Here is a 12,061-nt window from a genome sequence, read left to right as displayed (position 1 = left end):
ATAACCTTCCAGTCCAGAGGAGAGTCAAGAGGTCTTTTTGAGCAGTGGAAAGGTGAGCACCAGCAAGCTTCAGCAGCGCTCACCTCCACTCTTATTTCTTCAGGCGCTCAAACAACAGCGCTCGCTCGGCGTTATTTCTGACCACAACCACCTTGTCCCGGTAAGGCGCAAGGTAGCGGCGGGCAAACTCTGCGGTCAGCGGGATCTTGAACGTGTACCGCTGAAACCGCTGGAACACGCCCATCACGTCAAGTGGCTCCACGTGATTGCTCTGTTCTTGAAGGCACTGCTCCATCAAAGTGCGTTCGGCAGGGCTCATGCTGCTGCGATAATAGATCCATGTCCCCTTGAATAGCGGCCAGAGCTGCTTGAGGGTATAACGATTGGTTCCATGCAGACTCTTATAGAAGTGACGATAGACAATACGCCATGCCGCCACCTGCCAGGGAACTTCAAGCACAACAAGCAGATCAGCCGCGTCTAGCAGCGGATCGTTCCCGATAAGACCGATATTTTCGGTAATCCAGTCGGATCGCTGTGCCAGCTCAAAAAGATACCTGGTGTTTGCAAGCGTCTGCTCATCGGTTCCCCACCCGGCTGGCAGGATATCGAGATCATAGCAGGGGATATGAAACCGCTTGGAGAGCTGTTCCGCAAGGGTCGTTTTGCCGCTGCCCGGGCCTCCAAGAATATGGATTTTCATTGTACATTGCTCTTTCTGGAGAGAAAACAGAGAACGAGAAAAAAAGGGGGAGAATGTACCAGCACTGTGCAGGAGAAACACCGCGCCCGACAGGGAGCAACTTCTTGCGTTCGTGTTCAAGGAGAAAGCCAGGGGAAGCTGCTAACAGAGCACCGCCGCGCTGAACAGCAGAGAATATCCGTCACCCCGGGGCGACGGCATCGCTCTTCAGTCACATTTGCTGGCACTTGTTAGCGCTGGTCAGGCATAGATACTCCTCTTCAAGAAAATACATGTTTTGTCGAGTATAGCAGAAGCACGCGTGAGCCGTCAAGCAACTGGAAAAGAGGCCCGCTTATGAGGCACAATACAAGGAAAGCAGACACCCAGGAGGAGTTGTTATGAAGGTCAAACTTCCGCTACTTACGCTCGAGATCGGCGGGCTGTTCGTCATTCTCGGGCTGGTCCTCTTTCTTGCGGCGGGCTCGCTTCTCTGGCCTTCGGGCTGGATCTTTCTGTTGCTCTTCTTCGGCTTCACGCTTGCCCTGAGCCTCTGGCTGCTCAAGAGCAATCCCGACCTGCTCACCGAACGGATGACGGGTATCGGCAAAGCCGACCAGAAGACCTGGGACAAGATCTTTTATGTGCTTGCGAACCTGCTTTTTCTCGCCTGGCTCGCTGTAGCGCCGCTGGACGCCGTCCGCTTCCATTGGTCGCAGATGCCGCTCGTGATCCAGATCATCGGCGGACTGATGCTGTTGTGCTCATTCTATCTCTTCTATCTGGTGTTCCGCGAAAACAGCTATCTCTCGCCTGCCGTCCGTGTCCAGGCCGATCGCGGGCAGACCGTCATCTCGACAGGCCCCTACAGCTACGTGCGTCACCCGATGTACGCGACAGCGCTGCTCTTTCTCGTCGGGGCCACTCTGCTCCTCGGCTCATGGTATGGGCTGCTGCCGGTACTGGTGCTCTTTCTCGGGATCGCGGTTCGGGCCGTGCAGGAAGAACGCACGCTGCAAGCAGAGCTTCCGGGCTATACAGACTATATGCAACGCGTTCGCTATCGCTTCATCCCCTTGCTCTGGTAGCGCTGATCTCTGGCCGGACGCCCGCTTCAGGACACCCGGCCAGCACGCCTTAGCTCCCGACGTTGACATTCTGAACGAACCAGAGCAAGAGCCCGGGATGCGCTCGACTTCCAATGATGCTGTCGCGCAGGCTCTCCGCAACATGCCTTTCAACCGTGCCTTCATGTGCCAGCTTGTTCCGGTTCTCGCTGACCCTCTCCTGTATCATACGCTGAACCACGGCTTCAAAGGCAGCAAGATCTCCTCCAGAGGCTCGCACGCGCCTGCAACACGTCTCCCAGTTCTTCCCTGCTTTTTGACGATTCCTGTAGAAAAAGCCGAGCGTCCCGAGCGTGAACCCGGAGCGACCAAGCGTATAGTCATTCTCACATGGATAATAGAACCGCCGCTTCAGCTCCATTTCCAGACAGCGACAGAACTGGATCGCGGGCGCAGTCCAGTCGGGGAGCGTGACCCCTTGTAGCATCCTCCAGACATATTCACCACTGACCAGAGACTTGCGGCTCTCCTCCGAGAGACAATTGCGGTTCGTCTTCCAGTATTCGCCAAAGATCCAGCGCTTGAAATTCTCATCTATGTCCGAAGTATCGCCAAAAATCCCAACGTATTGCTCGACCGCTTGCCCGACCACGCCAAGAATGTGGTCCCTGATCCGTTCCGCTTTCTCCTCATCTCCCTGTAAGAGGGCCTCCTTCAGCCGCGCCGCGTTCGACTGCCGAAAATCGCGGATCTTCTCCATCAGTTGCTCATCGGTGAGCGAGCGCATCACGACCGGCGGCACGATTGCCTGCCCGATCACATGGCATACCCGTGGATTTCGCAAGCAATCAACCTCGGCATCGACCAGATCAAACACCTCGTCACCGATATGCGCCTTGCGACACAGGATCAGCCGGCCTGGCGTCCGATACGCGCTCGCATTCACCGTATCAGGATCGAGCCTGACCCCCTGGCAACACGGCGCGGGGCGCTCTGGAAGCTGCGCCGTTGCCATATCGAGGACCGCACGAAGCCGCTCTTTCAGTTGCGCTACTGGCATCGTCGGGACCAGACGATAGAGATGAACGCATTGCTCCCGATCCGCGACGTAGCGCGACTCACCAGGGCGGAGCGTGCGTGTGACCTGTTGTGGCTCCTCGGGCTCCGCAAGCATCGGGAAGAAGAGCGCCCCGACCTTCGCACCAAGCAGCGTCATATCACCAAGCAGCTTCTTGATCGGCAAATGGGTATCCGCCGCCTGATCGCCCGAATAATATTTCGCATCGAGCAGCACAGGGGGCTCACGCCAGATCAGCCGCCCCTGATGACGCACCTCCAGCGGCTCGGCACGCTCAATCACATAATCTGGTCGGGTGGGCGGAGCATGATCCCAGATCGCTTCATAGGAGGTCACGGTGTCCAGTTGCCGATTGTACCAGAGCCGAAACTGACGCCCGTTCCAGCAAAACAGACACTGCATCTGCTCGTCGCTCAGGCGCACGCTCGGCGTCAGCAGCGCCCCCTCCTCATGCAGCAGATTGAGCAACTCAAGCACAATCCAGAGCTCATAGAGCCAGGCGTCAACCTTCTCATCCTGCCGCTCACTGGTAAGCGCGAGGGCCTTCTCCGGCTGCGCCATACGCCCAAAGCGAAACCGGGTGAAGCGCTCCCACCAGGCGAGCAGGTCCCGATAGGGATTCGGCCCGGGCCGCAGATGCGCCTGTACGTCCGAGATCAGCAGCGGCAGAGAAACGCCAGCCGCTTCCGCCCGCAACCCGAGAGAAAAGGGGGCGCTCAACTCCTTCGCAAGCACTTCCTCCGATTGCGCCAGAAATTGCCGCTCGGTACGCGTCAGCGCCTCATCGCCCTGCAACTCCTGGCGGACGCGCTGCAATTCGGCCTGCACTCGTTGCAGTATCGCCACCATCAGCAGGTTTTCGGGGGTCCGATAGCTCCGGTTGCGCAGGCGCGTGACAAAGGTCACCGGCGGCTGACCGGGAAACGTTGCCAGCGTCTCTTCGATCGTGCGCGGCCAATCGATCTCGCCCCGCGTCGGCGCATCCTCTTGCAGCATCGTCTGCGTCGTCTTCAGCGTGAGTTGCCGGGTAATGCGCGGGAGAATGTCATCCAGCAGCTCGCCGCACATCGTCCGCAGCTTGATGTAGAGATCATACTGTTGCAGGAGCGGCACCTGAGCGATCGCGGTTTCGGTCAGAAAGGTGCGAAACTTGCGATAGAACAGCGGCCCATCGTGCAGCAACAGCAGCCGCACAACCCGACGCTGAAGGTACTGCGACCATTGGTGCATCTCGGGTATCTCTGGCATGCAAGCCCCCCTTTTCTAGAGTCCGCGTTCCGCTTTAAAGGTCCGCAAGCGGCGAGCAAACTGAGGCAGAGGCAGCACCGCTTCACCCAGATGGAAGCAGCGCGCAAGCTTCTCCGACGGCACAACAGGCGGTATCTGCGCGGCAATCTGATCAATCTCGCCCTCGGAGAGCAGGGGTTCACCGTTCTCCTGCTCAACACTGCCAAGCGCCAGCAGATGCTTCATCAACCGGCCCGGAGAGATCCCGGCCAGCTCCTCAAGATGACGCTGAAAAGCAGGGGCGAACGAGCCGGACACCTGATTGAGATAGAGTAGAAAGACGGTGATCTCGTCGGGCAGCAGGACCTGTAGCTGATCGGCGATGGTGTCGCACAGAGCGGCGTCAAGCGCCTCCTGCCACTGTTCCACAGTCGAGTATTGCTGCAAGAGGCCCGGAATCAAGGTATGCTGAAACAGCGCGATCGCTTGCGCCGTGCCAAGTTGCCGATACACGCGAATAACCTCAAAGAGCCGCCATGCCGCCTCAAAGACCTGCTTGAACGCCTGCTGCACCTCGTCCCATTGAAGCTGATAGTGCCCGTCCTCATCAAGCTCGATGGTGACATGATCCAGCCAGTAGAGGGAACCATCCTCGTTCAGTTCGATCACGTCGGGGTTGAGATGCTGAATCCGTTGCAGCGCCTTATAGAGCGCGATCGCTTGTTCAGCAGCACGCATCGAGCGCGGTGGCGGCAGGATCTCGATAAAGGAGAAGCGACGTTTCAGCGCCTCGCTCATCTGGTTCAGGTAGTTGCGATCGAAGCTGTTCAACGTGCCGATGATACGAAAATCCTTCGGAACTGGCAGCTCGTCACTTCCAGCCTTCGTGGGCACTCGCAGCGAGCTCACGCCGCCAAGCGTTGTCAGAGCATCACCAAGCGCCTGATCGATAGGAGCGCGGTTAAATTCATCGATGACCAACCAGAGCCCGCGATAGAGCTGCTGCTTCTCGCCCGCGCTGCTGACTACCGAGACCAGCCGACGCTGCATGACATTGGCCCGCGTGATCAGATCCTCTTCTTGCACCGACCAGTTATGCCGGATCGTCGAGACAAGATGGCCATAGCGAAGCTCATATCTGATCCCGCTTTCCGTGCTGACCGGCACCAGGTTCCCCATCAGCGTCCGTGAGCTCCAATCGTCGGTAGCCGTGACCAGCCGCGTGGCATAGGCGGTTGTCGTTGGCTCATCCCCCTCGCTCCGCCAGAGGATTTCCGGCACCCAACGGGCCAGCTCTGTTTTGCCGGTTCCCGGAGGCCCGGTCAGGATCACGTGTCCGGCCAGCAGCGCATGATAGAAGCGCCGCAGCAGCTTTTCATCAACCAGCACATGCCGCTGCACCTCGCGAAGCAAACGAGCAAGCGCTTCTTCTGGCACCGGACGCAGCGCCTCATCCTGAATGGTGGGGATGACCGGCTGTGGCGTCTCCCCTGCTGTGTTGTCCTGTGGCTCTTTGGGCGGCTCCGGCTCCTCGTCGAGATCGCGTGCATCTGGCTGCTTGACAAGCCGGGGCTTCTGAGATTGCTCTACCAGCCATTGTAGAAAATCCTCAACCGCATACGGCTTGTCCAGCTCAGGAGCCACGTTAACAAGATACTCGAAGACCGCTCTACAGTGTTGATGATCGTCAGCCTCATGCACCACAATTGCTTTTCCAGCTACCTTGAACCCCTTCTGCAACCCCTCAGGCAACAGGCCTGCCTGCAAGAGCATGTAGATGCTGTAGCGCACCGAGGGATAATAGAGAATAAGCTTTCTCTCAGGATAGAGCCAATGGCCGAGCAAGGAAATAATGGGCGCACTTTTTTCCGGGGCGACAATCGTATTACCCGGCTTCCCTTCTCTTCGCAAGCGCTCGCGATCTTGCACTAAAAAGTGATAGAAACGCTCTATTCGCTCTCCCTCATTTTCTATATCTATATGCGCTATATAATCTCTTAGATTTGCTTCAGGTAGAGGAGTTTCAATGCTATTATGATGCTTATTCAGCTTATTCAGCTCCATCATAAAGCCTGTGCCCGCAGCTCCCCAGTGTCTTTGTTCCCGGGTCGTCTTATCTAGAAGCGGAACAAAAGTAGACAGATTGAGCTCTCCATTCACAAACTGGCTCACCAGACGGTGCAGTTTGGGTAAGCTCTCTTGCCGCTGCTCAAGCTTCTCCTGATACTTCTGTTGCGCGCTGGCATCTTGCAGATATTTCTCAATGAGTTCGCGTAATTTCGCTTCACGATCTTCTTCCATGAAACGACACTCTATCTCTTTCTATCGCTATTACTGCGAACGCTGCTTGAAAAAGGCCAGATCATCACGTGTGATGGTGGGAACCAGTACCGAGCGATCCAGATAGCGATTACCACGCTCACACGAGGTCTCAGGTGCAAACAGGCAGGCGTGACAGGCCGCTCCATGCACGGTACGCTCATCGGCTCGCGAACGATCGATCTGCTCCGCACAGAGCGGGTCAGAGGCGCAATAGCCCATCTCTTCTAGCGCGCTGTAAAGGTAATACTCAAGGTTCTCTCCCAGGCTTACCAGGCCGCCAAGCGTTCCCTCACTGTCAGAAGCTGCGGTGTACAGCAGAATGCCAGCCATCGACGTACCATCGGGAGCGCCTGCATAGATCCGCTCGCGAATGCTGGCCGCCGCATAGCCACATTCCAGCGTTAACTGACGCATCAACGCGTGCGAGAGCGTGTGCAGCAAGACATAGCTCAAGCCGGGAAAGTTCTCTTCCGGCTCCGGGAGGCCGCGACGCTTCCGCCATTGCGTGTGCAGCCCGAAGAAGTGCGCTTCGTGCTTGCGAACAGCATCCCGTTCCAGCCAGCGCTGAATAGCCTCCTCATTGAACTGAATAAAGATTCCCTCGCCTCGCACCTCGCTGGCCGGAACCCAGGTTGTCGGCTTCCGCGAAATCGGCGCGATATGGTCCCGGGGGATTTTCTCATCTTCGGCGTAGTCGCTCAGCGATTCCAGCCGCGTAAAGCCAGTGAGCGCACGTACTTCCTTCAAGCGCTCGATCAGCACCACCTTCTCGATCTGCTCTCTATACTCCTCCGGGAACTCCGAGGCCTGCCTGATCTTGAAATCCGGTCCCTCCGGGGCGCTCTCGGGATGTGAAAGCACCTCCCACTCGGGCACCTTCAAATCAGCTATCGTGATCTCTCGCTCCTCAACAGTATCACCGCGCCGCTTCTGAATCGCCTGCCAGATCTCTTCATCGCTATAGTCAGCGTAATAGAACGCGTACCCTCTTCTGCGAAACACTTGAACGGAGCCCTGTTCAGTCACAAGTTGCCAATCTTCCCAATGTTGTTCAATCAGCTCGTCAAGGCCGAGGACGGGCTTTGGCAGCGAGAGCGCGGAGAGCACCAGCGGGAACCACGAGTTCGAGGCCGAAAGCAGGATCGGTTTCGCCTCAAGCCGACACCCCTTCTTCTCGTAATCCCACAGATGGGGGCGACGACCACGGCACACCGGCGTATAGGCACGCTTTTTCTCATCTTCCTTCGAGGTAAATGCCTCTAAAAGCTGACGGTTGGCCTGACAGGTCATACATTTTACCCAGATGTCAGTTGTTTCACCGGTCGCGCCCCGCTCCTCCAGGTACAGTTCAGCATTGCAGGCACGCTCACCATGCAGAAAGTCATACCACGGGAAATCGTCCAGATGCCCCGCCTCACAGGCAATCATAAAGCGGGCCGGGATCACCATCGGGCCGGGGCCTTCCCTCTTTTTGCTACAATTCTTATGGACATAGCGGCTGCGCTCGGGACGCCTGCGATCTGGCTCCCAGTCGAACTGCTCGACCGGGGCCAGCCTGTTACAGAGCGTACAACGCATATAACGCGGGAACGGCACTACAGGCACACCGTGCTGAATATCCCCGCGTGGGCGAGAGGTGTCACCGGACAGCGGTGGCGTCAGGAGCTGCTTGACCTGTCTCCCGAGCACCTTCTGCACCGAGGCAAGCAGTCGCTCCTCCCGCAATTCCTGCACATCATGCGTATCCCAGTGATCGAGTCCCAGGATCATCGTTGAGATATGCGGTAAATCGATGATAGAGCCAACCCCATAGGTATAGATCAACTGGCTCGGGCGCACATCCCCGACATAGTATCCTTTTCGATTATCCTTCATTCGGCGCTCTCCCCCTCCTGACCGGTAAGGGTCATATCTTCTGTCAGATCCAACATCTTCAGGTGCACGTTTGGCTCCACCGAGCGCAGCGACGTCGGACACACAAACAGCGGGTCCGTTTCGCCCGGCTTCGGCATCTTGATAAGCGCCTGCTTGCCATCCCGTTTCAGGCTATAGTCCAGGACCGAATGATGAGCAAGCTTGCGCCAGTATCGTTGCAACACGTCCAGATCGTGGCGGATCCGCTCCTCTACGCTGCTGTTCTCGACCGCATTGGCGCGTCGCACAATCGTCTCGATTGCCCGCTGAAACAGGGCGTCACCCGCCTCGATCACGGTTGCCGCCTTGCCGTTCTCGCTGTACTCCGTGCCGCTCAGCCGCACCAGACTGATTAAGAGAGCCGCCAGCCCGCGATCTAAGGCCCGGGGCGCAAACGGCGTCACCGAGGTCGCCTCGACCTGCTGATAGAAGGTTGCATGGTAATGCTCGAACTGCTCGAAGTGCGAGAGATCACGCGGGCGCGTCCAGTTATACACCACACAGACCAGTCCGGGCGTGCTGCGGCCCACGCGGCTCGTCGCCTGAATATATTCCGACGTCGTTTTCGGCTGGCCGCCAACCACCATCAGGCCCAGGCGCTTCACATCCACGCCGACCGAAATCATATTCGTCGCCAGCAGCACATCAACGCGCCCCTTCCCATCGAGCGGGTACGGTTTCTCGATCTTAGCCAGCAGCTTCGGGATATCGCTGGAATGCCTGCGCGAGGTCATTTCTTCCACGACTGGCCGCCCCATTTCCAATTCTTTTGAGTAGGAGCGCAACCGGGTGCTCACGTCATCGTCGATCAGGCGGCGCATGCCTCCGAGCTCACGCATGGAGTTGAAATAGCCCACAAGCGTCAGCCAGGGATCAGCCGCCTCACCATATTTGAGGAAGAGCCGATGCGCCGCGATCAGGAAGGCCAGATAGACGCGAATCAGCGCCGCCTTCATGCGCCGGCCATTGGCGCAGACTCCCATATAGAGCCTGCCATACTTCTCTTCAAGCGGGCGCTGGCGAGCAAAGAAGTTGTCCTTGCTATCGATGCCCTGAGGCGGGAAAACCTGCACCTTGCGCATGAATAGCGACTGCACCTGATAATCGGCCCGACGAATCGTCGCGGTGGCGGCCACCACCTTCGGGCGCACCTTTTTCCCGTTCACCTCCCAGGTACTCAACGCGTCAACCGCCGTCTCGTAGAGGCCAACCAGCGTCCCCAGCGGCCCTGAGATCAGATGGAGCTCGTCCTGAATGATCAGGTCAGGCGGACGCAGCGGCGCGTGCCATTCCGATTCAACGGCGGGATAGTCTTTCGCCTTGCGATGCTTATCGTCATCCTTCAGGTCGGGCGAGCGGAAGCCGTGCCGCGGACAGCGCTTGTCAACCTGTCCGAAGAGCATCTGTGTCGCGCCATTGTGCGGCAGCATCGCGAATTTGTCGACTGTGGCGATCAGCAGCGCGGGCAGCAGACGATAGATCTCTTCATCGACCAGCAGCACCGGGAGCCCTTCTTGCGGGGCCTGTCGCTTCGAGAAGATGCACCTGCCGGTCTCATCGCCGCAATAGATCAGGGTGCGCCCGCGTCCCTTCGCGAACGTCTCCACCTCGATATTGACACGCGGCTGAATCTGGCAACCACACCAGGGGCAATGGGTGAGCTGCTCCAGGCTCCCGCTGCCTGATGGGTAGCTCCCGCTCTTTTCATCGGTACAGATTCGTGCGCTCTCCTCGGTTGTGTTCGGGGTTGAATGGTTGCCCACCCAGAGCCCCAGGCGGAACGGCGTCTCGCCCCAGGTCTCCGGCTCGGTGCGCCGAATCACCTCACAGGCACAGATCAGGCCCGCCGCGCGCTGGAACTGTTGCAGCGTCAGCAAGCGCAGAGTATAGCGCATGATGACCGCCACGCCATCAAGCCCGGAGCGCCCGGCCACCTCGCCCTGAAGCCGCCGAATCGCCAGCGTGTACGCGGTCAGGCCCAGATAGGCTTCAGTCTTACCGCCACCGGTCGGGAACCAGAGCAGGTCCGCGATCGCCTCGGGGGACTCGCTTCTGTCCGGGTGCTCAGGATTGCTGAGCGCGGGCAGGTTCAGCAGGATAAAGGCAAGCTGGAAGATACGCCACGAGCGATTCTGTTCAATATTAAAATCGATCAACTGACACTCTTTCCCCTGCCGGCGCGCCTCGGAGTAGAGCGTATGGATGCGCTGCAACCACATCGCCTTATTCATGAACGCGAAGGCTTTCGCCGCGTCGGCATCGGTCCCCAGCAGCGCCACGCCCTCCCGAATGCGCTCAAGCGTCATGCGGCATTGCTTCAACGCGTTGGACGCCACATCCTCAAACCCGCTCAGGCGATGCAAGCCGGGATTGGCAACACGGTCTTCCTGCTCCCTGATCCAGCGCTCATAGGCCCGGCAGAGCGGCTCAAGCATCTGCGGAAGCTCTTCCGGCTGCGCTTCAGCAAGCTTCTGCATATCCAGGACCAGCCCTTGCAGCGCGGGCAGCTCGTCCACGCCGGGAGCCTCGGTCTGAGCCACCTCGTAGCGCGGAATAAAGGTCGTCGAAAGCTTGATCGCACAGGTCGGGTCCAGCTTATCGGTCTCAGCATGCACACTGACGCCGTGGCCAATCGCGAAGCTGACCTTATCGCGATAGAGCATGGACATCGCTTTCATATCGTCCGTCTCGCGCGTGTTGGGCTGCTTGCGCTGCTGGAAGAACGGGCGATGTTCCGGCTCCTCGACGATCAGTTCAGGCTGGAAGATCCAGGCCCGGTCACGCAGCTTTTTCGGCTCCTCCTGCCCGTTGACCAGATAGAGCGTCACGGTCCAGTTGTATTCACCTCGCCGAACCAGACCCTTGACGTAGACGTTTGGCTGTTCCGGATCGGGGACCCAGGGATCAATCTGCCCCTCGCGCAAGGGAAGCAGCTTCGACGTGCCGCCGCGCGGCTGGCGCTTCCAGACCATTGCGGGGCTCCCATCTTTCTGCGTATAGGTTTCGCTCTGGATCCGCGTATACTGGGCCCATCGCGCGGTGATCAGCAGCGAGCGAGCCGCGAAATCAACACAGAAGCTCATCCCGATCGACGAGGGCATCAGGGTCGGCGTTTGCGAGGCATCTTTCTCCTCGGCCCCCTCGTCAGCGCCCTCTTCAGCCGAGTCGAGCTCATCGATCTCCTCAGGCAGGCTCTGCACGTTATCCGGAGCCAGTACGCCAACCAGATAGTATTCACGCACACGCGTTTCGGAGGGGGGAATCTCCTCTTCCGGCCCCCCACGCGGCCCGAGCAGATCTCGCATAACATGTTCAATCAGATCATCCCGTATCTGCTTCTGTGACACGGGCTCGAGCACCTCGGGCGGCCTCTGAGGCAACACTATCCCATCCTCTTCCTGAAAATCGAACTCCTCTTCGGGTTCCGGCGCCGGCTGCCAGACTTCCGGGGTGTCGTAGGTCGCCTGCAGCATCGGCTTGCGCACCGTCGGTTCGGCGTCTTCGTCCTCATCTTCCAGCTCCTCCAGCCGATCCAGGGCGCTTGCAAGAGCCTGCTGAACGGCGGGAGACATGCTCTCTTCGCCGATCAGCTCCGAAACCTCATCGAGATGGACCCCACGCAAGAGGGTCAGTAATTGGGGTTGCGTGACCTCCGTGACGGCTTTCCAGTTCAAGGTGATCTCGCCTCGACGAAGGCCAGCGTTGAGCGCAACAAGGTCAACCGCGTCCAGTTGCGGTGGGAGTTGAACTATCTGCACCGTTGCATCCTTC

General features: G+C 58.5%; 6 protein-coding genes. 1 reads left to right on the top strand and 5 read right to left on the bottom strand.

Features of this window, described 5'->3' with window-relative positions; genetic code table 11:
• Positions 1-91 precede the first annotated feature (91 nt).
• Positions 92-703 (bottom strand): P-loop NTPase family protein, encoded by a 612-nt coding sequence (locus KTH_RS05270; protein ID WP_111323630.1) that lies wholly within the window; start codon positions 701-703, stop codon positions 92-94.
• A gap of 380 nt (positions 704-1,083) precedes the next feature.
• On the opposite strand from KTH_RS05270, the gene KTH_RS05265 reads away from it, so the two are divergent.
• A complete protein-coding gene (locus KTH_RS05265) occupies positions 1,084-1,770 on the top strand; it encodes a methyltransferase family protein (RefSeq protein WP_497616916.1) in 687 nt (228 codons plus the stop codon).
• 49 nt (positions 1,771-1,819) lie between these two features.
• Here the strand turns inward: KTH_RS05265 and KTH_RS05260 are convergent, their stop codons facing one another.
• From KTH_RS05260 to drmA, 4 genes are read right to left on the bottom strand one after another with little or no spacing between them, the layout of a single operon-like run.
• On the bottom strand, positions 1,820-4,075 hold the full coding sequence (locus KTH_RS05260; protein ID WP_497616914.1) for a hypothetical protein: 2,256 nt from the start codon (positions 4,073-4,075) through the stop codon (positions 1,820-1,822).
• A 15-nt stretch (positions 4,076-4,090) separates the two neighbouring features.
• Positions 4,091-6,355 carry an AAA family ATPase gene (locus KTH_RS05255; protein WP_497616913.1) on the bottom strand — a complete coding sequence of 755 codons (2,265 nt, stop codon included), beginning with the start codon at positions 6,353-6,355 and terminating at the stop codon, positions 4,091-4,093.
• A gap of 30 nt (positions 6,356-6,385) precedes the next feature.
• The gene (drmB, locus tag KTH_RS05250; protein ID WP_497616911.1) at positions 6,386-8,251 is read right to left on the bottom strand and encodes a DrmB family protein; all 1,866 of its coding nucleotides are present in this window, start codon (positions 8,249-8,251) and stop codon (positions 6,386-6,388) included.
• On the bottom strand, positions 8,248-12,048 hold the full coding sequence (gene drmA, locus KTH_RS05245; RefSeq protein ID WP_497616909.1) for a DISARM system helicase DrmA: 3,801 nt from the start codon (positions 12,046-12,048) through the stop codon (positions 8,248-8,250). The genes drmB and drmA overlap by 4 nt, the downstream gene beginning before the upstream one ends.
• Positions 12,049-12,061 lie beyond the last annotated feature (13 nt).

It is taken from the genome of Thermosporothrix sp. COM3, assembly GCF_059696735.1.
The sequence above is the reverse complement of the archived record's forward strand: the minus strand, read 5'-3'. Positions and strand labels throughout refer to the sequence as shown.

What these genes read in the sequence shown, in the direction of transcription:
- KTH_RS05270 (WP_111323630.1), bottom strand. Translation starts at nt 703, where the DNA reads ATGAAAATCCATATTCTTGGAGGCCCGGGCAGCGGCAAAACGACCCTT.
- KTH_RS05265 (WP_497616916.1), top strand. Translation starts at nt 1,084, where the DNA reads ATGAAGGTCAAACTTCCGCTACTTACGCTCGAGATCGGCGGGCTGTTC.
- KTH_RS05260 (WP_497616914.1), bottom strand. Translation starts at nt 4,075, where the DNA reads ATGCCAGAGATACCCGAGATGCACCAATGGTCGCAGTACCTTCAGCGT.
- KTH_RS05255 (WP_497616913.1), bottom strand. Translation starts at nt 6,355, where the DNA reads ATGGAAGAAGATCGTGAAGCGAAATTACGCGAACTCATTGAGAAATAT.
- drmB (WP_497616911.1), bottom strand. Translation starts at nt 8,251, where the DNA reads ATGAAGGATAATCGAAAAGGATACTATGTCGGGGATGTGCGCCCGAGC.